20 protein-coding genes are annotated in these 21,933 nt (G+C 64.9%); 11 read left to right on the top strand and 9 right to left on the bottom strand.

All coding sequences use genetic code 11. The annotated features are described in order from the left end of the window. Positions 1-52 precede the first annotated feature (52 nt). Together QU595_RS25385 and QU595_RS25380 are read right to left on the bottom strand one after the other, a co-directional pair. Entirely contained in the window at positions 53-1,609 is a 1,557-nt protein-coding gene (locus QU595_RS25385) for a trimethylamine methyltransferase family protein (protein WP_315927192.1), read from the bottom strand. Between the two features lie 82 nt (positions 1,610-1,691). After that, positions 1,692-2,588: a LysR substrate-binding domain-containing protein gene (locus QU595_RS25380; RefSeq protein ID WP_315927190.1), complete on the bottom strand. Its 897-nt coding sequence runs from the start codon at positions 2,586-2,588 to the stop codon at positions 1,692-1,694. Positions 2,589-2,781: 193 nt separating this feature from the next. Between QU595_RS25380 and QU595_RS25375 the strand changes: the two genes are divergently transcribed. After that, the gene (locus QU595_RS25375; protein ID WP_315927188.1) at positions 2,782-4,764 is read left to right on the top strand and encodes an FAD-dependent oxidoreductase; all 1,983 of its coding nucleotides are present in this window, start codon (positions 2,782-2,784) and stop codon (positions 4,762-4,764) included. 28 nt (positions 4,765-4,792) lie between these two features. On the opposite strand, the gene QU595_RS25370 is transcribed toward QU595_RS25375, so the two are convergent. The 4 genes from QU595_RS25370 to QU595_RS25355 form a co-directional block, all read right to left on the bottom strand. Then, complete coding sequence (locus QU595_RS25370; RefSeq protein ID WP_315927186.1) at positions 4,793-5,878, bottom strand: alcohol dehydrogenase family protein; 1,086 nt, start codon at positions 5,876-5,878, stop codon at positions 4,793-4,795. Positions 5,879-6,014: 136 nt separating this feature from the next. Beyond that, a complete protein-coding gene (locus QU595_RS25365; RefSeq protein ID WP_315927184.1) occupies positions 6,015-7,388 on the bottom strand; it encodes an aspartate aminotransferase family protein in 1,374 nt (457 codons plus the stop codon). A 31-nt stretch (positions 7,389-7,419) separates the two neighbouring features. Further along, positions 7,420-8,919 carry an NAD-dependent succinate-semialdehyde dehydrogenase gene (locus QU595_RS25360; RefSeq protein WP_315927182.1) on the bottom strand — a complete coding sequence of 500 codons (1,500 nt, stop codon included), beginning with the start codon at positions 8,917-8,919 and terminating at the stop codon, positions 7,420-7,422. Between the two features lie 123 nt (positions 8,920-9,042). Next, positions 9,043-9,531, bottom strand: coding sequence for an Lrp/AsnC family transcriptional regulator (locus tag QU595_RS25355; protein WP_315927180.1), 489 nt, complete (start codon positions 9,529-9,531; stop codon positions 9,043-9,045). 84 nt (positions 9,532-9,615) lie between these two features. Between QU595_RS25355 and QU595_RS25350 the strand changes: the two genes are divergently transcribed. The 10 genes from QU595_RS25350 to doeB all read left to right on the top strand — a co-directional run bounded on the left by QU595_RS25350 (position 9,616) and on the right by doeB (position 19,496). Next, positions 9,616-11,001: a PLP-dependent aminotransferase family protein gene (locus QU595_RS25350; RefSeq protein WP_315927178.1), complete on the top strand. Its 1,386-nt coding sequence runs from the start codon at positions 9,616-9,618 to the stop codon at positions 10,999-11,001. Positions 11,002-11,124: 123 nt separating this feature from the next. Then, a complete protein-coding gene (gene ehuA, locus QU595_RS25345) occupies positions 11,125-11,910 on the top strand; it encodes an ectoine/hydroxyectoine ABC transporter ATP-binding protein EhuA (protein WP_315927176.1) in 786 nt (261 codons plus the stop codon). Positions 11,911-11,981: 71 nt separating this feature from the next. After that, on the top strand, positions 11,982-12,833 hold the full coding sequence (gene ehuB, locus QU595_RS25340) for an ectoine/hydroxyectoine ABC transporter substrate-binding protein EhuB (protein ID WP_315927174.1): 852 nt from the start codon (positions 11,982-11,984) through the stop codon (positions 12,831-12,833). A gap of 245 nt (positions 12,834-13,078) precedes the next feature. Beyond that, the gene (gene ehuC / locus QU595_RS25335; protein ID WP_315927172.1) at positions 13,079-13,738 is read left to right on the top strand and encodes an ectoine/hydroxyectoine ABC transporter permease subunit EhuC; all 660 of its coding nucleotides are present in this window, start codon (positions 13,079-13,081) and stop codon (positions 13,736-13,738) included. A 16-nt stretch (positions 13,739-13,754) separates the two neighbouring features. After that, complete coding sequence (gene ehuD / locus QU595_RS25330; RefSeq protein WP_315927170.1) at positions 13,755-14,414, top strand: ectoine/hydroxyectoine ABC transporter permease subunit EhuD; 660 nt, start codon at positions 13,755-13,757, stop codon at positions 14,412-14,414. Further along, complete coding sequence (eutA, locus tag QU595_RS25325) at positions 14,411-15,193, top strand: ectoine utilization protein EutA (protein WP_410000569.1); 783 nt, start codon at positions 14,411-14,413, stop codon at positions 15,191-15,193. The genes ehuD and eutA overlap by 4 nt, the downstream gene beginning before the upstream one ends. Before the next feature lie 5 nt (positions 15,194-15,198). Further along, positions 15,199-16,221 carry a hydroxyectoine utilization dehydratase EutB gene (gene eutB / locus QU595_RS25320; RefSeq protein WP_315927168.1) on the top strand — a complete coding sequence of 341 codons (1,023 nt, stop codon included), beginning with the start codon at positions 15,199-15,201 and terminating at the stop codon, positions 16,219-16,221. Then, a complete protein-coding gene (locus QU595_RS25315; RefSeq protein ID WP_315927166.1) occupies positions 16,218-17,210 on the top strand; it encodes a cyclodeaminase in 993 nt (330 codons plus the stop codon). The genes eutB and QU595_RS25315 overlap by 4 nt, the downstream gene beginning before the upstream one ends. 36 nt (positions 17,211-17,246) lie before the next feature. Further along, the gene (gene doeA / locus QU595_RS25310; protein WP_315927164.1) at positions 17,247-18,425 is read left to right on the top strand and encodes an ectoine hydrolase DoeA; all 1,179 of its coding nucleotides are present in this window, start codon (positions 17,247-17,249) and stop codon (positions 18,423-18,425) included. Positions 18,426-18,503: 78 nt separating this feature from the next. Next, positions 18,504-19,496: a N(2)-acetyl-L-2,4-diaminobutanoate deacetylase DoeB gene (doeB, locus tag QU595_RS25305; protein WP_315927162.1), complete on the top strand. Its 993-nt coding sequence runs from the start codon at positions 18,504-18,506 to the stop codon at positions 19,494-19,496. Positions 19,497-19,500: 4 nt separating this feature from the next. Here doeB and QU595_RS25300 read toward each other — a convergent pair whose 3' ends face one another. Genes QU595_RS25300 through QU595_RS25290 form a run of 3 tightly spaced genes read right to left on the bottom strand, consistent with a single transcriptional unit; the run spans position 19,501 to position 21,922 of the window. Further along, positions 19,501-19,788, bottom strand: a complete 288-nt coding sequence (locus QU595_RS25300) for a hypothetical protein (RefSeq protein WP_315927160.1) — start codon at positions 19,786-19,788, stop codon at positions 19,501-19,503. Then, a complete protein-coding gene (locus tag QU595_RS25295; RefSeq protein ID WP_315927158.1) occupies positions 19,775-20,476 on the bottom strand; it encodes a hypothetical protein in 702 nt (233 codons plus the stop codon). The genes QU595_RS25300 and QU595_RS25295 overlap by 14 nt, the downstream gene beginning before the upstream one ends. A 48-nt stretch (positions 20,477-20,524) precedes the next feature. After that, a complete protein-coding gene (locus tag QU595_RS25290; protein ID WP_315927156.1) occupies positions 20,525-21,922 on the bottom strand; it encodes an APC family permease in 1,398 nt (465 codons plus the stop codon). Positions 21,923-21,933: the final 11 nt, after the last annotated feature.

Genomic DNA, 21,933 nt, shown 5'->3' with positions numbered 1-21,933 from the left:
AGATTGCCCGTGCGCGCAAGTTCAGGTCGCCGTCATCGTTGGCCGGCGCCGTTCAGGTGACGGTATCCGGCAGCTTCTCCTCGCGACGCGCGATCAAGTCCCGAAGCCCCTCCGCCACGCCTTCATCGAGCTTCGGCTCCTGATAGTCAAAAAGCATGTTGCGGGCCTTCTCGAGGCCGCGCGTGTCGTGGTCCTTGGCGCCTTCGGCGTTCCACTGCTCATAGGAGTTGAAGTCCATGATGCTGGGCATGAAGAAGGCCGACTCGAAATGTTCGAGCGTATGTTGGGTGCCCAGGAAATGCCCTGCCGGACCTACTTCGCGGATTGCCGCCATCGCGTCCTTGAAATCGTCGAACGAAACACCGCCTGCATATTTATACCAGCCGACGAGTTGCTCGCAGTCGATCGCGAATTTGGAATAGCTGCAGGTCAGCCCCGCCTCCAGCCAACCGGCGGCATGCCAGATATAGTTGGCGCCCGAAAGGATCGCGGCATGCATCAGCATGTTGGATTCGTATCCGGCCTGGGCGTCGTTCAGCTTCGAGCCGACATGGAAGCCGGACGTGCGCCATGGCAGCCGGTATTTCCGCGCCAGCGCCCCCATCAAGTACATCATCTGCGCCGCTTCCGGCGTGCCGCCCATGGGCGCGCCGGTCTTCATGTCCACCGTGACCATGAACTGCCCATAGATCTGCGGAGAGCCCGGCCGCAGGAGCTGCGTGAAGGCGACGCCCGCCAGCGCCTCCGCGTTGACCTGCGCGACCGCGCCGACGGCGGACGCGGACGTCGAGGCACCGCACAGGGCGAAAGGCGCGAGGATCAGCGGCTGGTTGTTGCGCGCATAGACCTTCATCGCGTCCAGCATGGTGGCATCCCATACCAGCGGTGAATTGCAGTTCGTGATCGAGACCATGACGGGATTGTCGCGGACGAAGTCCTCGCCGAACACGACGGCCGCCATAGCCATCGTGTCTTGCGCGCGCTCTCTGGAGGTCACGATGCCCATGAAGGGCTTGTCGGAATGCTTCAGCGCCGAATGGATGATGTGGAGGTGACGTTTCGGAACCGGTATCTCCATCGGCTCACAGATGATCGAACTCGATGAATGCAATGCCGGCGCCATGTAGGCGAGCTTGTGGAAGTTCTGCAGGTCGGCCAGCGTGCCGTAACGCCGGTTGTTGTCAAGGTCGCGTACATAGGGTGCGCCGTACATCGGCACGAACACGGAGTTCTTGCCGCCGATCCTCACCGAGCGCTCGGGATTTCGCGCATTCAGCGTGAACTCCTCGGGCACCTTCGACACGAGGTCCATCAGCAAGTGGCGATCGATGTGCACCCGCGTGCCGGAAACGTCCGCTCCGGCCTGCTTCCATAGGGCGATCGCTTCGTCATCGCGGAACTCGCATCCTACCTCTTCGAGTATGCCGAGCGATTCCTGGTGGATCAGTTCCACCGCTTCGTCGGGGACGATCTCGTAGACCGGTATCTTGCGAACCAGCGTCGGGAACGACGCGACAGGCGCCGATCGTAAGGCCTTGCGCCCCAGCCGGCCGCCGCCGCGGCGATGGGCTGCATGTTCCGATTCCTGAATCGTGTCCGGTGCGTTCATTGCGGTTCTCCCTTGCGACAAAGAGAGCGCTGCGAAAACGCACGTTCAAGCGAATAAACAACCGAGGTCAATTGAGTTCAACTCAACCGTCAAGCGACAGCAGCCAGTCCTTCAGGATCTCGGCCTGACGGTTCAGAGGCCGGCGGGCGCTCCAGGTCACGAAGAAGGATTGCGGCGCGGCGATCTCTGCGTCCGTCAATCGCACGAGGTCCCCGGCCTCGATCAGCGGCGCGACCAGGCTTGCCCAGCCCAGTGCCACGCCCTGATCGCTGCGCGCGGCCTCCACGGCGATCACGTAACTGTTGAACCGGCGCACGTTCAGCCGTCTGTCGGGGACGCCCGTTTCGCGCAGGAAGCTTGCCCAGGTGGTCCAGGTCCAGTCGATCCCCTCGACCGAAAGAAGCTGCAACTGCGCCAGATCTTCGAGCGAATTGACCGGGTGGTCGCGATGAAAACCCGGGCCAGCCACCGGAAAGATCCGGTCGTCGTAGAGCTTCTGCGATATTTCGTCGGGCCACTCCCCGTCGCCGTAACGGATGCGCAGGTCGATGTCGGGCCTGTCCAGGCCATGTAGATGGTCGGAAATCACATGATCGACCACGATGTTGTGGTGGTGGTTCCAGAACGCCCCCATCCGCGGCATCAGCCAAAGATGCGCCATCGCCATCGTGCTTCCGATGGTGACGCTGGACTGGCCGCCGAACGTCTTCACCTGGCGAAACGTTGACGATATCCGCTCGAACCCTTCGCGCAGGGCGGCCGCCATCATCTCGCCTTCCCGGGTGAGTTCGAGGGCGCGATGCCGGCGAAAGAACAGCGGCTTGCCGAGGTCGTCCTCCAGCATCCGCACCTGCTTCGAGATTGCGCCTGGCGTGACGTTCAGCTCCTCCGACGCCTTCGTGAGGCTCAGATGGCGCGCGGCGGCCTCGAAGGCAGCGAGCGCGCTGAGCGAAGGCAGATTGTAGTAACGGTGAACCATGGCCGTTTCGATCGTGCTGTGATTTCCAGCCAGCGTCAGGCCGCTGGCGCATGCAAAAGACGCGTTGCGTTCACTTGACTTTTAGTCGCGGATAACCGTTCGATAAAGGGCCTTCGCGGCCGGTCGGATCGTCGACCGTTTCCACCGGAATGCGCCGCCGCCTCACCGGCGCGGCGCCTTTGAGGGAGTGGCAATGTCGGAGCGGGTCTTCAAGCGGCTTTTCACGCCGGTCACGCTTCGCGGCAAGACGCTTCGCAATCGGATCGTCTTCGGCGCGCATACGGCGAACATGGCCGAGGAAGGGCTGCCGACCGAGAGGCATGTCGGCTATTACGCCGAGCGCGCCATCGGCGGCGCCGGGATGATCGTGGTCGAGCCGATGCCAGTCCACGCGGCCGCCGTGCTGACGCGCGGCAACTTCCGCCCCTCCGACGACAGCGTCATCCCGCATTTTCGCAAGGTCACGGAGGCGATCCGCTCCAACGGCGCCGTGGCTATCCAGCAGCTCTACCATGTCGGCCAGCACGCGGACGCCGACAATTCCTTTCACGCCGGCTGGTCGCCGTCCGGACTTCCGAGCTATCACGATTCCGACGGCTCGCACCGGATGACCGAGGCCGAGATCGAGGAAACGATCGACGGCTTCGTCCAGGCGGCATGGCGCTGCCGCGAGGCGGGCTTCGACGGCGTCGAGGTCTGGGCCGCCTACCATTCCATGCTCGATCAGTTCTGGACGCCATGGTCGAACAGGCGAGACGACCGCTGGGGCGGAAGCCTGGAAAACCGCACCCGCATGAGCCGCGAGGTGATGACGCGCATTCGCCGCAAGTGCGGCGACGACTTCATCGTCGGCCTCGCGGTCAATGACGATCCCGACGTCGAAGTTGCGCTTAAGCGCGAGGCATTGGCCGAAATCATCGAATTGCACGACCGCTCGGCATTGATGGACTACGTGACCTGCGGCTCCGGCAGCTATTTCGACTTCTACAAGATCATGCCGACGTTCCTGTATCCGGAGAAGCTCGGGGCAGATCTCGCGGCGGTGCTCAAATCCACGGTTCGCCACGCGCTGGTGACGGCCGAAAGCCATATCCGCACGCCTGAGAACGCCGAGAGCGTGCTCAGCGAAGGCCGCGCGGACCTGATCTCCATCGTGCGCGGGCAGATCGCCGATCCGCATCTCGCAGCCAAGGCCGCGGCCGGGCGCGCCCAGGACATCCGTGGCTGCCTCTCCTGCAACCAGATGTGCTGGGGCCGGCGCTCGCGCGATTACTGGATAAGTTGCGTCATCAATCCCTCCGCCGGGCGGGAATGGGAATGGGGCGGCGACCGCTTCAAGCCGGCCGCAAGGCCCGGGCGCGTGCTGGTCGTGGGCGGCGGGCCGGCCGGCCTCGAGGCGGCGCGCGTTGCGGCCGAGCGCGGGCACCGCGTGGTTCTCGCAGAGGCCTCCGAGCGTCTTGGCGGACAATTCCGGCTTGCCGGTCTTCAGCCGCGGCGCGCACAGATCCTCGACCTGATCGACTGGTATCAGCGCCAGCTCGACCGGCTTCAGGTGGAGGTGCGGTACGGGCAATACATCGAAGCGGAAGACGTTGAGCGCGAAGGCGCCGATCACGTCGTCGTGGCCACCGGCTCGCTACCTGCCGATGGCGCGTTCCAGAGAGCCCTGCCACAGTTCGACGACATACCGGGCGCAGGACCGGTCCTCTCGGCCGAAGCCGTGATGTCACGGGAAGCGAGACCCGGCAAACGCGTGCTGCTGCTCGACGACGGCGGCAACTGGAAAGGTTGCGGCACCGCCTGGAGGCTTGCGGAAGACGGCCATGACGTGACGCTGGTGACGCCCGACGCCCTGGTCGGCAAGGAGTTGCAGCGAATGGCTGCGGACGCACCCCTGCGCCGTGCGCTCGCCCGGTTGGGAGTCCGCTTCATGACCGAGAGCGCTATCGTTTTCTGGGATGGCAAATCGGCAAGGATCGCTTCGTTACTCGATGGAAGCGAACAGCAGGTCGAGGCCGACGCGCTCGTTTTCGCCGGTACGAACATGGCGCAGGACAGCCTTTCGGTCGAGCTTGGCGAGCGCGGAATTGGCCATGTCGCGATCGGCGATTGCACGGCGGCGCGACAGGCAGCCTTCGCCATTCACGACGGGCGCAAAGCCGCGCTCGATCTATAGCCGATCTGGATTTATCCGCATCTCGGCATCAGCCTTCGCGATCAGGCACGACCACCAGCTTGCCCACGAAGTCCTTGGCCATGAAATCCGTCTGCGCCTTGTGGAAGTCGGAAAGACGGTAGACGCCACCGACCAGCGGCTTGATCCTGCCTTCTTCGATATAGCGCACGATGCGACGGAAATCGCCGCGCGTACCCTGGCTAGACCCGTTGAGCTGGAGCTGCTTCAGATACATGGTCCGAAGGTCGAGCTGCACCACCGGTCCGGCAATGGCGCCGGCGGTGGTGTAGCGGCCTTCGGGCCTCAAAATCCTCAGCAGGTCGTTGAACATCGGCCCGCCGACGAGATCGGCCACCACGTCGATAGGCTTGCCGCCGGTCGCATCCGCGACCGCCTTGGGCAGGTCGTCCACCCCGCGTGTAATCACCTTTTCCGCGCCGATGTCGAGCAGCGCCTGTTCCTTGCCCTTGCCGACCACGGCATAGGGAATGGCGCCGCGGGCGCGCGCAAGCTGTACGATTCCGGAGCCGACGCCGCCGGACGCGCCCGTCACCAGCACCCGCTCGCCCGCCTTCAGCGCCGCGCGTTCCAGCATCTGTTCGCCGGTCAGATAGGCGCAGCAGAACGTGGCAAGCTCCACGTCGGTCAGCCTGGTGTTGACGACATGCGCATTCTCGGCAGGCAGCGCCTGGTATTCGGCGTAACCGCCGTCGCGGCCATGCCCCATATAGTCGATGTCGGCCAGCGAATCGTCGTCGCGGTTGTAGATGGAGAAATCCACCATCACCCGCTCGCCGATGCGCCGCGGCGAAACGCCTTCCCCGACGGCGACGATGGTTCCCACCGTGTCGGTGCCCTGTATGCGCGGGAAGGTCAGCGTGTTGCCCTGCCGCCGCCAGGTGGAGACGGCCGCTGCGTCTTCCTCGGTGCCGTAGGCACCCTGCCGCACCCACACGTCGGTGTTGTTCATGCCGCAGGCGGTTACCTTGACCAGCACCTCGCCGGGCGCGGGCCTCGGAACAGGCACGTCGGTGCGGTAGACGAGTTTGTCGAGGCCCCCGTGGCCGGTCAGAAGCACGGCGGCCATGGTGTCGGGGAGAGAAGGTGTCGTCATTTCAGCGATGCTCGTTCTTTTGCAATGGAATTACCCATCATCCGACCTCGTCCCGCTCGGCCACCTTCTCCCACAAAAGGGAGAAGGATCGGCGCGCAGCGTCGAGACGGTTGAGGTGAGTATTTGAAGACAAGCTTCAGCCCAGAACGCTCTTCACCGCGTCCGCCGTCTTCTCGACGATTGTGTCGGCCTCTTCTTTCGTCAGGCAGAGCGGCGGCGCGAAACCGAGAATGTCGCCTTGCGGCATGGCGCGGCCGATGACGCCGCGCTCGGCCAACGCGGCCGCCACCTGCGGGCCGATCTTGTCCGATGCGTCGAAGAAGACACGATCGTCGCGGTCCTTCACGAATTCGACTGCCGCCAGCATGCCCTCCCCGCGCACCTCACCGACATGCCTGTGGCTGCCCAGCGCCTCGGAAAGTTGCCGGTTGAGATAGGCGCCGGTCTCGCCGGCATTCTTCACCAGTCCCATCTCGTCGATCAGCTCCAGGTTGGCGACGCCGGCCGCCACGCAGATCGGGTGCGCCGAATAGGTCCAGCCATGCCCGATGGGGCCGAGCTTGTCGGAGCCCTCGACCAGCACCTTCCAGACCCTGTCGCCGACGATGACGCCGGACAGCGGCGCGTAAGCCGAGGTCAGTCCCTTGGCGATGGTGATGAGGTCGGGCTTGATGCCGTAATGGTCGGAGCCGAACATGGTGCCGAGCCGGCCGAAGCCCGTCACCACCTCGTCTGCAACGAGAAGGATATCGTACTTCGCCAGCACAGCCTGGATCTTCTGCCAGTAGCCGGCGGGCGGCGGCACGATGCCGCCGGTGCCCAGCACCGGTTCGCCGATGAAGGCCGCGATGGTTTCCGGTCCCTGCGCCAGGATCAGCTTCTCCAGCTCGTCGGCGCAATGTTGCGAGAACTGCTCCTGCGACATCGAACGGTCGGCGCGGCGATAATAGTAGGGCGCTTCCGTATGCAGGATCGGCGCGCGCGGCAGGTCGAAGGCATTGTGGAAGCCGGCCAGACCTGTCAGCGAGCCGGTCATGACGCCGGAGCCGTGATAGCCGCGCCAGCGCGAGATGATCTTCTTCTTCTCGGGCTTGCCGCGAACGTTGTTGTAGTACCAGATCAGCTTGATGTTGGTCTCGTTGGCGTCCGAGCCGGAGAGGCCGAAATACACCCTCGACATGCCCTTCGGCGCGCGGTCGATGATCATCTTGGCGAGCTTGATCGAGGCTTCGGTGCCGTGACCGACATAGGCGTGGTAATAGGCCAGGTTCCTGGCCTGCTCGGCGATCGCGTCGGCAATTTTCTGGCGCCCATAGCCGACATTGACGCAATAGAGCCCGGCGAAGGCGTCGATGCTCTTCCTGCCGGTCGTGTCCCAGACGGTCACGCCTTCGCCGCCGGCCATGATGCGGTTCGGCATCTCGCCGCGCGCATGCATGCCCATATGGGTCGAGGGATGGAAAAAGTGGTCGCGATCCCAGGCGTTGAGTTCGTTGGACTGATCGAGCATCGTTTTCTCCTTCTTCGCTCCGCCGGCCGGCTCACGCCAGGTCGAGGCAGACATATTTGAGGTCGGTGAAGGCTTCGAGGCCGTGGCGGGAGCCCTCGCGACCGAGGCCGGACTGCTTGACCCCGCCGAACGGGATCGGTGCGCCGGTGATCTTCACCCGGTTGATCGCCACCATGCCATAGTCGAGCGCATTGGCCATGCGCCGCTGACGCGCGCCGTTTTCGGTGACGACATAGGCGACCAGCCCATATTCGGTGGCGTTGGCGCGGGAGACGGCTTCCTCCTCCGTGTCGAAGGGCGTCACCGCCGCGACCGGGCCGAAGGTCTCCTCGCGCATGATGAGGGCGTCGTCCGGCACGTCGGCGAGCAGCGTTGGTTCGTAGAACAACGTACCGGCTTCATGGCGGCCGCCGCCGGCAAGCCGCCGCGCGCCGCGCCGGAGAGCGTCGGCAACCTGCTCCTCGACCTTGCCCACCGCGCGCTCATGCATCAGCGGGCCGATCTCGGTGCCGTCCGCCAGGCCGTTGCCGACCTTCAGCGCCGAAACCCGTTCTGCGAAGGCGGCGCAGAAGCGCTCATAAACTGGCCGCTCGACATAGATGCGGTTGGCGGCAAGGCAATCCTGTCCGGATGTCGCAAATTTCGCGTCCATGGCGATACGCACGGCCTTGTCGAGATCGGCATCGGCAAAGACGATCAGCGGCGCATGGCCGCCCAGTTCCATGACAAGACGCTTCATCGTCGGGGCGCATTGCGCCGCGATCAGCCGGCCGATCTCGGTCGAACCCGTAAAGCTCATGGCCCGCACGCGGGCATCCTCGCACAGCCGCCCGACGATGGTCGCGGCATCGCCGGTGACGACGTTGAAGACGCCGGCAGGCAGGCCAGCACGTTCGCCGAGTTCCGCCAAAGCCAATGCCGACAGCGGCGTCTGGGAGGATGGATGTGCAACGACGGTACAGCCGGCTGCAAGCGCGGCCGCTGCCTTCCGCGTCAGCATGGCGGACGGAAAATTCCACGGCGTCACCACGCCGACGACGCCTAACGGCTCGCGCCGCACGGCCATTTCCGCGCCGGGCAGATGGCTGGTCACGCCCTCGACATTGAGGCGTTTTGCGTCCTCGGCATACCACTCGACGAAGGAGGCGGCATAATCGATCTCGCCCAGCGATTCCTTGAGCGGCTTGCCCTGCTCCAGCGTCATGAGGAGCGCGAGATCGTCCTTTGCGGCAACGATCAGTTCGAACCATCTGCGCAAGTTGGCCGAACGCTGCTGTGGCAGAAGGGTTTTCCAGCCCGGGAAAGCGCGCGCAGCCGCATCGACGGCGCTGCCGGTCTGGGCGGCATCGAGCGCCGCAACCCAGGCAAGGTTCGCGCCGGTCGCCGGATCGTTGACCTCGAAACCTGCGGCCGTGCCGCTGGCCGTCCAGTGGCCGTCTACATAGGCCAGTTCGCGGTAGAGCCGGCGGTCGGTCAGCCGGTCGAGCGCCTCATGGCGTTCGGGCCTGGCAAAATGGGCATGGGCAGACATGGGTTGCGCCTCTGTGAGGAAGGCCCCGAGTCTAGCCTCCTGCCTGCGAGAGAAAGACCGTTCGCGGCCCTGGACGCAGAGAATTTCTCTATTCGGGAGGGTTAGCGGAGAGAATCTGCGCGATCAATCATCCGCCACGAGTTCCGCCACCGGCAGCACGGTCTCGTCCTTCACCGTCTTGATGACGATGTAGGTGAAATAGCGGTCGATGCCGAGCTCGCGCTCCAGCAATGCATCTACCAGCCTCTGATAGGCGTCGATGTCGCGCGTCATCACCTTGAGCAGGTAGTCCACGCCGCCGCCCACCGACCAGCAGGCGACGATCTCGGGAATGTCGCGGATGGCGCGCTCGAAGCGGTCGAAATCGGCCTGCCTGTGGTTGCCAAGCGTCACCTCCATCAGCACGGTGGCGATGGGTGCTATGGCGCGCACGGCCACCTTGGCATGGTAGCCGGAAACGATGCCCACCTTTTCCAGCTTCGCCAGCCTCATCCAGCACGGCGTCGGCGACAGGCCGACCTGCTCGGCCAGGGCCAGCTTGGTGATGCGCCCGTCACGCTGGATGGCGTCGAGGATCTTCAGGTCGATGGGATCGAGTTTCAGTCCGGCCATTGTTACCGCTTTTCGTTGCGCAGACACCATGAAGGCGCATGATTTCGATTGTCAATTGCACTGATTTCGATCTCTAATGAAGTCATGACATTGTGGCGTCCCGATCCGGCGCTTATCCGCCGTCCTGCTTATCTTTCGCTGGCCGACCAGTTCGCCCGCGCCATCCATGACGGCCGGCTGGCAAACGGCGAACGCCTGCCGACGCACAGGGCGCTGGCCGACGAGTTGAAACTGTCCGTGCAGACGGTCAGCCGCGCCTATGAGGAACTGATCCGGCGCGGGCTGGTGGCGGGCGAGATCGGCCGCGGCAGCTTCGTGCAGACGCAGCGCCGCGAGCCCGATCCGCCCTATCTGCCTGAGCGGCCGGGCGAGGTGATCGACCTGTCGATCCTGAAGCCGGTCTGCGAGCCGATGCATCTGGAGCGGTTGAAGCAGGCGCTCGGCTGGCTGGCCGAGGCGCTGCCGGCAAGCTCTGCGCTGTCGTTCCGGCCGAACATGGTTTTTCCCCGCCATCGCGCAGTAGCGGCGGACTGGCTGAAAGCCTGCGGGCTGGAGGCATCGCCGCAGAACATCACGCTGACCAACGGCGCCACCGGCGGCATGACGGTGGCGCTGATGAGCGTGGCCCCGCCCGGCTCCACCGTCGCCACCGAAGCCATCGGCCATCACACGCTGGTGCCGCTGGCACGTTATCTGGGCTTCAACCTAGAGGGTCTGCCCATCGACGACGACGGCATCTTGCCCGAAGCGCTGGACGAAGCCTGCCGGCTGTCGGACATCCGCGCGGTGTTCGTGCAGCCCTCTGTCATCAACCCCACCGCCACGCTGATGGGGTCGGTGCGGCGTTCCCAGATCGCCGAAGTGGCGCGCAAGCACGACATCGCCATCATCGAGAACGACGTGCTTGGCCCATTGGTCGAGGAGCGCGCGCCGCCGCTGGCCCATTTCGCGCCGGAACGCACGCTCTACGTCACCTCCTTCTCCAAGATCACCGTGCCCGGCCTGCGCATCGGCTATCTGGTCGCGCCCGACCGCTATGTCGCCGCCGTCGCCAACCGGCATCTGGTGTCGAACTGGATGGCCACGCCCATAGTGGCCGAGATCGCCACCAAATGGGTAGCGGACGGCACCGCGATGGAGCTGGTGCGCTGGCAGCGGGAAGCAGTACGCCGCCGCCTCGACATCGCCGCGGAGGCGCTGTCCGAGGTCCAGTTCCGCGCCCACCGCGACGGACTGCATCTGTGGCTGCCGCTGCCGGACGACCGCGCCGAAGAAGGCTTCGTCGCGCAGGCTCGGCTGCAGGGGGTGGCGATCGCGCCTGGCTCCTCCTTCCGCATTTCCGAAGCGCCCTGGCGCCCAGCCGTGCGGATCTCGCTGGGCTCCACGACGGAAAGCGAGCTGCGTACCGGCCTCGGCGTCGTCACCCGGCTGCTGCTCGGCGATCCGGAACACCTGCTGCTGGCGATCTAGAGACCGGCTTCGCCTTCGAACCGGCAGATCCGGAAAAATTGTCATGATTTTATTTTGTCAATTGACATGATTTTGTCGCTTCCGCATCGTTAGGGGAACAGGAGTTCTCCAGCGGGGAGACGGATGGCGGCGCCCATCATCAAGATCGACGCGATTACCAAGAGCTTCGGCGCCTTCAAGGTGCTGGACGGTCTGTCGTTGCAGGTCATGCCCGGCGAGAAGCTGGCGCTGATCGGGCCCTCTGGCTCGGGCAAGACGACAATCCTGCGCATCCTCATGACGCTTGAGCGCATCGACGGCGGCCATATCGAAGTCGAGGGCGAGCAACTTTACCATATGCCCCGCAACGGCGGTCTGGCGCCGGCCGATGAGCGGCACCTGGCCAAGATGCGCCAGAAGATCGGGATGGTCTTCCAGCTCTTCAACCTGTTCCCGCACAAATGCGTGCTCGACAACGTCACGCTGGCGCCGATGCTGACCAAGGGCACGCCGCGCGCCGCCGCCGAGAAGCGGGCGATGGAGCTGCTTGACATGGTCGGCATGGCCGACAAGGCCAAGGCGATGCCCGCGCAGCTTTCCGGCGGCCAGAAGCAGCGCGTGGCCATCGCCCGGGCGCTGGCGCTTTCGCCAAAAATCATGCTGTTCGACGAGGTCACGTCGGCGCTCGACCCGGAACTGGTCGAGGAGGTGTTGAACGTCATGCGCAAGCTCGCCGCCGAGACGGACATGACGATGCTGCTCGTCACCCACGAGATGGGTTTTGCCCACGATTTCGCCGACCGGGTGCTGTTCTTCGATCGCGGCCGGATCGTGGAAGAAGGCAAGCCGGACGAGATTTTCCGCCATCCGAAGCAGGAGCGCACGCAGACCTTCCTGAAGAAGATCATCGCGGCCGGGCATCGCGTCTGACCGCGTGCGCGGAGCGGCTCGGCCGCTCCGGACGAAAGCAAAAACGATTGGAAAAACCAAGGAGTGGGAATATGAAAAAGATCGCATTTCTGGCCGGCATCGCCGGTCTGGCGCTGGGCAGCGTGCTTGCCGCCGCAACGGGCGCTTCCGCCGATGACGCCAAGCTGGACCAACTGAAGAAGCAGGGCTTCGCGCGACTGGCCATCGCCAACGAGCCGCCCTATACGGCCGTCGCCGCCGACGGAAAGGTCTCCGGCGCCGCCCCCGACGTGGCGCGCGAGATATTCAAGCGCCTCGGCGTGCCGGACGTGGTGGCCTCGATCTCCGAATATGGCGCCATGATCCCCGGCCTGCAGGCAGGCCGCTTCGACGTCATCACCGCCGGCCTGTTCATGAAGCCTGAGCGCTGCGCGGCCGTTGCCTATTCCGAGCCGGTGCTGTGCGACGCCGAGGCCATGCTGGTGAAGAAGGGCAACCCCAAGCACTTCAAGAGCTATGAGGATGTCGCCAAGGACACCAGCGCCACCATCGGCGCGCCGGGCGGCGGCACGGAAGAGAAGCTTGCACTCAACGCCGGCGTACCGCGCGAGCGCGTCATCGTCGTTCCGGACGGGCAGAGCGGGCTGAAGATGGTGCAGGACGGTCGCATCGACGCCTATTCGCTGCCGGTGCTGTCCATCAACGACCTGATGAAGAAGGCCAACGACCCGAACCTGGAGGTCATCGCGCCGGTGCAGGGCGCGCCGGTCTATTGCGACGGCGCCGCCTTCAACAAGAAGGACACGGCCCTGCGCGACGCTTTCGACGTCGAACTGGCCAAGATGAAGAAGTCGGGCGAATTCGCCAAGATCATCGAGCCCTACGGTTTCTCGGCCAAGGCGGCGATGTCCACCACGCGCGACAAGCTCTGCGCGGCGAAGTGATGCTCCTCCAGCCCTCCCCCTCGCGGGGAGGGCTGGCGGTCAGCGTCGGTAATGTTCGAGATGACCTGTAGTTTGTAGATGCTCGTGCCTTCCAGCACTCTCCTCCGGCCTGCCGGCCATCTCCTCTTCCAAGGGGGAGATGTGTTGCGGACCCGCTTTCGCCAATCGCCGGTGCTGGCGAAAGGGCGACAAGTCGGCGGATCGAACCGGTCCGCCCTCAGCCTTCGACACGCGGTCCCGCTGCCATGACCGCCTGGTCCGGATATCTCGACCTGATCCTTCAAGGTGCAGTCGTCACCATCGAGCTGACGCTGATGGGGTCCGTGCTGGCGCTCGTCATGGCCTTGCTGGCCGGGCTCGGGCGGCTGTCGCGCTTCTTCGCCATCCGGGCGCTGGCCACCATCTATATCGAGTTCTTCCGCGGCACCTCGATCTTCGTGCAACTGTTCTGGGCCTATTTCGTGCTGCCTTTCATCGGGCTGGAACTGACGCCGCTTCAGGCCGGCGTGCTGGCGCTGGGCCTCAATGTCGGCGCCTATGCGGCGGAGGTCGTACGCGGCGCGGTGCAGTCTGTCGGCAAGGAGCAGTATGAAGCCTGCGTCGCGCTCAATCTCGGCCGCTGGCAAGGCATGCGCCACGTCATCCTGCCGCAGGCCTTCCTGGTCATGCTGCCGACTTTCGGCAACAACGCCATCGAACTCCTGAAGGCCACGTCGGTCGTTTCGCTGATCTCCTTGGCCGACCTCACCTTCCAGGCGCAGGTGGTGCGCGCCCAGACGGGCAGCACGCTGATGCCTTTCACCACCATCCTGGTCATCTATTTCGTGCTGGCGATGCTGATTTCCGTGGGCGTGCGCAGCCTGGAGCGGCGCCTGGCGCGCGGCCTGGACGGAGTGCGCGTGTAATGGATTGGGCTCCGTAATGGATTGGGATTGGGATTTCGTCCGCCAGATCATGCCGACGCTCATCGATGGCGTGAAGATCACCATTCTGGCGACCATCCTTGGTTCTGCGCTGGCGGCCGTGGTGGGACTCGCCATCGCGCTGTTGCGGCGCTCGCCGAACCGCGCCGTTTCCCGCACGTTCGGCTTCCTCGCCGAATTCATCCGCGGCACGCCGCTCCTGGTGCAGCTCTACTTCATCTTCTACGTGCTGCCCGACATCGGCATCCTGCTGCCGCCGCTGGTGGCGGGCGTGATCGGTCTTGGCCTGCACTATGGCACCTATACCGCCGAGGTCTACCGCGCCGGCATCGACAATGTGCCGCGCGGGCAGTGGGAGGCCGCCAAGGCCTGCAATCTCACCGCGCGCCAGACCTGGACGCACATCATCCTGCCACAGGCAATCCCGCCGATGATCCCGGCGCTGGCGAACTACTTCATCGCGATGTTCAAGGAAACGCCGCTGCTGTCGGCCATCACCGTGCTGGAGCTGATGAACCAGGCCAAGAGCGTGGCCAACACCTACTACCGCTATGTCGAGCCGATGACGCTGGTGGGCGCCTTCTTCCTCGTCATCAGCCTGTGCTCGGTGGTGGTTCTGCGCTGGCTGGAACGCCGTTACGGCAAGGTGGAGGGATAATCGTGAACGCACCCGAGATCCGTCTGCACCCCGACCGTCCCCTGCTCGACGCCCGTCCGCTGGAGAAGCGCGTCGGCCTTATCATTCTCGCCACCGACCACACCACGGAGCCGGACTACCGCCGCATGGTGGCGAGCGAGCGCATCGGGGTCTATGTCGCGCGCATCGCCTATGCCAACCCGACAACGCCACAGAATTTGCGCAAAATGCAGCCGGCGCTGACAGAAGCCGCGGCGCTGATCCTGCCCGACGAGAAGCTCGACGCCATCTCCTATTCCTGCACGTCGGCTTCGGTGGTGATCGGAGACGACGAGATCGAAGCGGCGATCCATGCCGCGAAACCCGGCGTACCTGTCGTGACGCCGCCGCAAGCCGCCATGCGGGGGCTGCGTGCATTCGGCACCCGGCGCATCAGCGTGCTCACGCCCTACACTGTCGAGACCAGCCGGCCGATGGCGGATTACTTCGTCAGGCACGGTTTCGAGATCGCCTCATTCACCTGCCTCGGCTTCGAGGACGACCGCGAGATGGCCCGCATCCCGCCCGCCGCGTTGGTTGAACTGGCACGCGAGACGACGCATCCGGAAGCCGAGGCGCTGTTCGTGTCCTGCACCGCACTGCGATCCGCACTTGCCGCCCCGGGCATGGAGGACGCCATCGGCCGTCCGGTCGTCACCTCGAACCAGGCGACGGCGTGGAACTGCCTGCGGCTCTGCGGCGACGACACCCATCATCCGCAATGGGGCCGGCTGATGACCATGCCCCTGTCCCGCGATTGATCGACATGGCTGGCGTCGTCACCCTCTCCGATATCCGCGCCGCGCGTGAGCGTATCGCCGGCAAGATCGTGCCGACACCGGTCGTGCCGTCCATAGCCTTGTCGGAACATGTCGGCGTGCCGGTGCATCTCAAGCTGGAGCATCGCCAGACCACCGGCAGCTTCAAGCTGCGGGGCGCGTCCAACGCCGTCGCCTCGCTAGGTCGAGAAGAAAAGGCGCGCGGCGTGGTCGCGGCCTCCACCGGCAATCACGGCCGCGCGCTTGCTTATGCAGCGAGGCTGGAGGGCCTGCGCGCCGTCATCTGCATGTCGAAGCTGGTACCGGCCAACAAGGTGGAGGAAATCCGCCGCCTCGGTGCGGAAATCCGCATTGTCGGCGGGAGCCAGGACGATGCGCAAGTCGAGGTGGACAGATTGGTCGCGAAAGAAGGACTGGTCATGGTGCCGCCTTTCGACCACCCGGCCGTCATCGCGGGACAAGGCACGCTCGGGCTGGAAATGGTGGAAGCCGTTCCGGATATGGCGGCGGTGCTGGTGCCGCTTTCCGGCGGCGGGCTGGCGGCAGGCATCGCGGCGGCGGTCCAAGGCGTGAAGCCCGGCACCAAAATCATCGGCGTTTCGATGGAACGCGGTGCGGCGATGAAGGCCAGCCTCGACGCCGGCATGCCGGTGCAGGTGCAGGAGGTGCCGACGCTGGCGGATTCGCTGGGCGGTGGCATTGGCCTCGACAACCGGTGGACCTTCGCCATGTGCCGCGGTCTTCTGGACGAGGTTGTGCTGCTTTCCGAAGACGAGATAGCCGCCGGCATCGCGCATGCCTATCGACAGGAGCGCGAGATCGTCGAGGGCGCGGGCGCCGTGGGCATCGCGGCGCTTCTTTCCGGCAAGGCCAAGGTGGACGGACCGGCGGTGCTGGTGCTCTCCGGCCGCAACATCGACATGGACCGGCACCGCGACATCGTCTGCGGCAAGTGGGACAGGCAGGAGGGGGGCGAGCGCCATTCGGAACATGGGGAGATGCAACCATGACCCGCATGACCATCCTGACCGAAGCTGATCTGCGCCGGATCGTAAAACTCGACCTCGACGCGGTCGCCTGCGTGGAAAATGCCTTTCGCGCGCTCGCCACGCAGAAGGTGGCGATGCCGCCGATCCTCAGGCTGGACATTCCCGAGCATCGCGGCGAGGTGGACGTCAAGACCGCCTATGTGCCGGGCATCGACGGCTTCGCGATCAAGATCAGCCCCGGCTTTTTCGACAACCCGAAGCTTGGCCTGCCGAGCACCAACGGGCTGATGGTGTTGCTTTCCGCCGCCACCGGCCTCACCGAAGCTCTTCTGCTCGACAATGGTTATCTGACCGATGTCCGCACCGCCGCCGCAGGAGCGGTGGCAGCCAAATACCTGGCGCGCGAGGATGCGACCGTCGCCGCCATCTTCGGTGCGGGCATGCAGGCCAGGCTGCAACTGGAAGCGCTGAAGCTGGTACGGCCGATCCGGCAGGCGCGCATCTGGGCACGCGATCCGGGGAAAGCCGAGGCCACGGCCACCGACTTGCGCGAGCGTCTCGGCATCGATGTGCGCGCCGAGCCCGATGCGGCAAAGGCGGCTGCCGACGCCGACGTGATCGTGACCACGACGCCTTCGACGGAGCCGCTGATCCATGCGGGTTTTGTCTCGCCGGGCCAACATATCACCGCCATGGGCTCCGACGCCGAGCACAAGAACGAGATCGCGCCCGCGATCGTCCGCATGGCCGATCTCTATGTCGCCGACAGCGCGAAACAGACGCGGCGGCTGGGCGAACTGCACCATGCCATCGAGGCGGGGCTGATGACTGCAGACGCGGAAACTGCCGAGCTTGGCCAGATCATCGCCGGCCAGCGGCCAGGCCGACGAACGGCGAGCGACATCACGCTGGCCGACCTGACCGGCACCGGCGTGCAGGACACGGCCATCGCCACGCTGGCGCGTGACCGTGCCAGAGCGGCCGAAGTTGGAACCATTTTCGAAAGCTGATGCCGGCCGCGAGGCCACAACGAGGAACCCGGAAGAATGCAGCCCAATCTCAAATTCAGCCGCGAGGAGTATGCGGACCGCCTCGCCAAGACCCGTAAGGCGATGGATACCAGGGGCATCGATCTGCTGATCTGCTCCGACCCGTCCAACATGGCCTGGCTGACCGGGTATGACGGCTGGTCCTTCTATGTGCATCAGGCCGTCATCGTGCCGCCGGAGGGCGAACCTATCTGGTACGGGCGCGGCCAGGACGCGAACGGCGCCAAGCGCACCGCCTATCTCGCCCATGACAACATCATCGGCTATGCCGACCACTACGTTCAGTCCACCGAGCGCCACCCGATGGATTTCTTGGCCCAGGTGCTGAGCGAGCGCGGCTGGGGCAGCAAAAAAATCGGCGTCGAGATGGATAATTACTGGTTCTCGGCCAAGGCGTTCGCTTCGCTGCAGCAGCACCTGCCCAATGCCCGCTTCGTCGACGCGACCGCGCTGGTCAACTGGCAGCGCGCTGTGAAGAGCCCGACCGAGATCGACTATATGCGGAAGGCCGCGCGCATCGTGGAGGCGATGCATGCCCGCATCGTCGACAGGATCGAGGTAGGCATGAGAAAATGCGATCTCGTGGCGGAGATCTACGATGCCGGCACGCGCGGCGTCGACGGTTTCGGCGGCGACTATCCCGCCATCGTGCCGCTGCTGCCTTCGGGCGAGGACGCCTCCGCGCCGCATCTCACCTGGGACGACAAGCCGATGAAGGCGGGCGAAGGCACGTTCTTCGAGATCGCCGGCTGCTACAACCGCTACCATTGCCCGCTTTCGCGGACGGTATTCCTCGGAAAACCCACGCAGGCTTTCCTCGATGCCGAGAAGGCGACGCTGGAGGGCATGGAGGCCGGGCTGGCGGCGGCGAAGCCCGGCAACACCTGCGAAGACATCGCCAACGCCTTCTTCGCGGTGCTGAAGAAATACGGCATCGTCAAGGACAACCGCACCGGCTATCCGATCGGACTGTCCTATCCGCCGGATTGGGGCGAGCGCACCATGAGCCTGCGCCCCGGCGACCGCACGGAACTCAAGCCCGGCATGACCTTCCATTTCATGACCGGCCTGTGGCTGGAAACGATGGGGCTGGAGATCACCGAGTCCATCCTCATCACCGACAAGGGCGTGGAGTGCCTCGCCAATGTGCCGCGCAAGCTGGTGGTGAAGGACTGAACTGCCGCATCCCCTCCCAGCCCTCTGGCCGGCAAGCCGGAGGGTGGGAAGAGACACCTATGTAGGAAGCCAAGCAATATGAGACCCTCTCCCGTTTCTCCCACCGTCGATTTCGACCGCGACGGCGTGCAGCACGGCTTTCTGCGTCTGCCTTACAGCCGCGATGATTCTGCCTGGGGCTCGGTGATGATCCCGATCTGCGTCGTCCGTAACGGTAAGGGCCCGACGGCGCTGCTGACCGGCGCCAATCACGGCGACGAATATGAAGGGCCGCTGGCGCTGTACGAACTCGCGCGCACGCTCGATCCCAAAGATGTTTCCGGCACGGTCATCATCGTGCCGGCGATGAACTATCCGGCGTTCCGCGCCGGCACGCGCACTTCGCCCATCGACAAGGGAAACATGAACCGCGCCTTTCCCGGCAGGCCGGACGGCACGGTGACGGAGAAGATCGCCGACTATTTCCAGCGCGAATTACTGCCGCGCGCCGACATCGTCTTCGACTTCCATTCCGGCGGCCGGACGCTGGATTTCGTGCCCTTCTGCGCGGCCCACATCCTACCCGACAAGGATCAGGAGAAAAAAGCCTTCGCGGCGGTGGAAGCGTTCTCGGCGCCCTATTCCGTCAGGATGCTGGAGATCGATTCGGTGGGCATGTACGACACCGCCGCCGAGGAGATGGGAAAGGTCTTCGTCACCACCGAACTGGGCGGCGGCGGCACCTCGCGCGCCGAGACGGTGCGCATCGCCAGGCGCGGCATCATGAACGTGCTGTGCCACGAGGGCATCGTGAACGGTGCTGTCGAGCAGGAACGAACTCGCTGGCTCGACATGCCTTCCGGCGACTGTTTTTCCTTTGCCGAGGAGGACGGCATGATCGAGACCATGATCGATCTCGGCGAGTCTGTGGAAAAGGGGGCGGTCATCGCCCGCATCTATCCGACCGGCCGCACCGGGCAGGCGCCGCAGGAGATCCGGGCCAAGATGTCTGGCCTTCTCGCGGCACGGCATTTCCCCGGCCTGGTCAAGGCCGGCGACTGCGTGTCGGTTCTGGCGATAGAGTTGGCGTAAGGCTTCAGCCTTCAGCTCTTTGCGCCATCGCCGAGCGGACGCGCGCCCGGCGATAGGCATCGGGGATCGACAGCGCCCACACGAAAAGACCTCCGGCGTGGCGGCCGACGAAGGATTGATCCGGCGTGGTCGTCATATAGGTCAGCACCGAAAACAGGACGACGAAGAAAGCAAAGGTCAGCCCCCTCAACGGCTGCCGCACCGCGACGTGCCCCGCGCCGGGAAGCAGGATCGCCAGCGCCAGCACGATATAGGGATCGATCGGCCTCGCCGTAGCCTCATGCGGCTTCATAGCTGGGCTCCGCCTGCAGGGGGTCTTGCGCCAGGGCCGCGCTGAGCGCCCGGGCCTCGGAGAGCGCCTGGTGCACCAGTTCCGCCGGCACGGCCGAAAGTTTGAAATGCGCCTGGCGCAGCAGCACATGCGCGCCGCGGTCGCCTTGCGCGACCTGCCGGATCACGCTCGTCGCGCGCGGGGTGATGACCGCCTCCTTAAGCGTCGGATCGGAGAAAAACGTGCGGAACAGCCCCGACAGCCTGGCGACCTGCGACGCTCCCGCCGAACCGTCGCCACGCACCAGCAGCGGCACGCCCACGTCCGGCGGTTCCAGCCAGTGGGGCATGTCGTGCACCAGCGAATAATATTCGGCGCCCGTCGGGCGAGCGAGCGCGCCGATGGTCGGACGGGGCCGCCCGCGCCGTTCGGAAAGGACGAGCCTCAGCCACAATTGCGGCAGCCGCCGCGTGACCAAACTGTCCGATATGATTTCCAGCCGCACCTTGGCGCCATCTTCGAGCGATGCTGCCAGGACCGGAAACCGGTCCGGCGCGATGGTGATGCGCGGATCGTCGAACAGCAGGGCGGCTTCGTCCAGCAGGCCGCGCCGCTGCGCGAGAGCTGCCTTGTGATCGCACCAGGCGCGCAGCGCGATGAAGGCGCAGGCAGCGACGGCGAAGGCAATCAGGGTGAAAAAACCGATCATCAGGATGCTCCTGTGACAGGGGCGGCGGCTGGCGCCGCCCCTGCCGGATCAATATCCGCGCGGCCGCGGCCAGGGCATGGTGAACTGGTCGCCCCGGCGCACGAATTTGTAGCGACGGAAGTGGAACCACAGCGAGGCGATGATGTAGAAGCACATCATGGCGCTGAGCTGCGTGCCGTAGCCGAGGAACACGGCGAAATAGGCGGTTGAGCACAACAGCAGCAGCACGATCGTCGGCACCGGGTGGAACGGGTGCACATAGCCGCGCTTGATCGTGTCGAGCGGCCACTTGTTCCGGAACATGACCATATTGAAGGTCATGAAAGTATAACCCAGCAGACCCGACAGGATCGAGAAGGTGACCACCTGGTCGAGCGGCGCGCCAAGCGCGAAGATGAGCGCGATCGGCACCAGGAACACGATGGCCCGGTAAGGCGTGCGATAGACCGGATGCACCGCGCCGAACCAGCTCGGCAGGTAGCGGTCGCGGCCCATCGAGAACCAGGCGCGCGAGGCGTCGTTGATGCAGCCGTTGGCAGAGGCCAGCGTGGCGAAGGCGGTGCCGACGAACAGAAGCACCATCAGCCCCTTGTTGCCGGTCACGCGGGCGGCGTCGAACAGCGGCGTGCCCGCCTGTCCGAGATATTCCCACGGCACGAGGCCCGAGCAGACATACCAGGTCATGGTCGCAGCGATCAGCAGCGTCATGATGCCGGCCATGGTGCCGTAGGGCAGCGAACGAGGCGGCGAGCGTACCTCTTCGGCTGCCTGGCAGGTGCCTTCGATGCCGAGATAGTACCATAGGCCGAAATGCAGAGACGCAACGATGCCGATCCAGCCGTAAGGCAGGGGCTCGGACGTGATCGCGGAGAAGTCGAGCGGCGTGGACGACGCACCGAACTGCACCGACACGAACAGCGTGATGATGGCCACGAAGGCGATGGCGGTGATGACCAGGTTGAAGGTAAGCGTGGCCAGCACGCCGCGAAAATTCAGCCACGCCAGGAACAGGATGGCGAGGACGATGAAGGGTTGCTCGTGCAGACCTGAATGACCGAGCATGCCCGCCACCGTGTCCAGCAGGTAGCCGACGGTGATGGCGTTCGCGGCCTCGAGCATCGTGTAGGCCATGACCAGGAACAGGCCGACATTGAAGGCCATCAGCGGGCCGACGATGTGCTTGGCCTGGGCGTACTGGCCGCCGGCGGCCGCAACCGTCGAGGTCACCTCCGAGTCGATCATGGCGACGCAGGTGTAGAGCAGGCCGGCGACCCAGCAGGCGATGAGGCCGGCGATCATGCCGCCTTTGCCGACGGAGAAGTTCCAGCCCATATATTCGCCGACGAGCACGATGCCGACGCCGAGCGCCCACACATGGGCAGGGCCGAGCACGCGCAGCAGCTGGAGGCGTTCGCCTCCAGGCGCGGATGAATCCACATTTGCCATTTTGGCGTTTC

Source organism: Mesorhizobium sp. SP-1A (assembly GCF_032460275.1).
GTDB lineage: Bacteria > Pseudomonadota > Alphaproteobacteria > Rhizobiales > Rhizobiaceae > Mesorhizobium.
The sequence above is the reverse complement of the archived record's forward strand: the minus strand, read 5'-3'. Positions and strand labels throughout refer to the sequence as shown.

Bases quoted from the DNA above. Each gene is read 5' to 3' on its own strand.
- QU595_RS25385 (WP_315927192.1), bottom strand. From the start codon at position 1,609: ATGAACGCACCGGACACGATTCAGGAATCGGAACATGCAGCCCATCGC.
- QU595_RS25380 (WP_315927190.1), bottom strand. From the start codon at position 2,588: ATGGTTCACCGTTACTACAATCTGCCTTCGCTCAGCGCGCTCGCTGCC.
- QU595_RS25375 (WP_315927188.1), top strand. From the start codon at position 2,782: ATGTCGGAGCGGGTCTTCAAGCGGCTTTTCACGCCGGTCACGCTTCGC.
- QU595_RS25370 (WP_315927186.1), bottom strand. From the start codon at position 5,878: ATGACGACACCTTCTCTCCCCGACACCATGGCCGCCGTGCTTCTGACC.
- QU595_RS25365 (WP_315927184.1), bottom strand. From the start codon at position 7,388: ATGCTCGATCAGTCCAACGAACTCAACGCCTGGGATCGCGACCACTTT.
- QU595_RS25360 (WP_315927182.1), bottom strand. From the start codon at position 8,919: ATGTCTGCCCATGCCCATTTTGCCAGGCCCGAACGCCATGAGGCGCTC.
- QU595_RS25355 (WP_315927180.1), bottom strand. From the start codon at position 9,531: ATGGCCGGACTGAAACTCGATCCCATCGACCTGAAGATCCTCGACGCC.
- QU595_RS25350 (WP_315927178.1), top strand. From the start codon at position 9,616: ATGACATTGTGGCGTCCCGATCCGGCGCTTATCCGCCGTCCTGCTTAT.
- ehuA (WP_315927176.1), top strand. From the start codon at position 11,125: ATGGCGGCGCCCATCATCAAGATCGACGCGATTACCAAGAGCTTCGGC.
- ehuB (WP_315927174.1), top strand. From the start codon at position 11,982: ATGAAAAAGATCGCATTTCTGGCCGGCATCGCCGGTCTGGCGCTGGGC.
- ehuC (WP_315927172.1), top strand. From the start codon at position 13,079: ATGACCGCCTGGTCCGGATATCTCGACCTGATCCTTCAAGGTGCAGTC.
- ehuD (WP_315927170.1), top strand. From the start codon at position 13,755: ATGGATTGGGATTGGGATTTCGTCCGCCAGATCATGCCGACGCTCATC.
- eutB (WP_315927168.1), top strand. From the start codon at position 15,199: ATGGCTGGCGTCGTCACCCTCTCCGATATCCGCGCCGCGCGTGAGCGT.
- QU595_RS25315 (WP_315927166.1), top strand. From the start codon at position 16,218: ATGACCCGCATGACCATCCTGACCGAAGCTGATCTGCGCCGGATCGTA.
- doeA (WP_315927164.1), top strand. From the start codon at position 17,247: ATGCAGCCCAATCTCAAATTCAGCCGCGAGGAGTATGCGGACCGCCTC.
- doeB (WP_315927162.1), top strand. From the start codon at position 18,504: ATGAGACCCTCTCCCGTTTCTCCCACCGTCGATTTCGACCGCGACGGC.
- QU595_RS25300 (WP_315927160.1), bottom strand. From the start codon at position 19,788: ATGAAGCCGCATGAGGCTACGGCGAGGCCGATCGATCCCTATATCGTG.
- QU595_RS25295 (WP_315927158.1), bottom strand. From the start codon at position 20,476: ATGATCGGTTTTTTCACCCTGATTGCCTTCGCCGTCGCTGCCTGCGCC.
- QU595_RS25290 (WP_315927156.1), bottom strand. From the start codon at position 21,922: ATGGCAAATGTGGATTCATCCGCGCCTGGAGGCGAACGCCTCCAGCTG.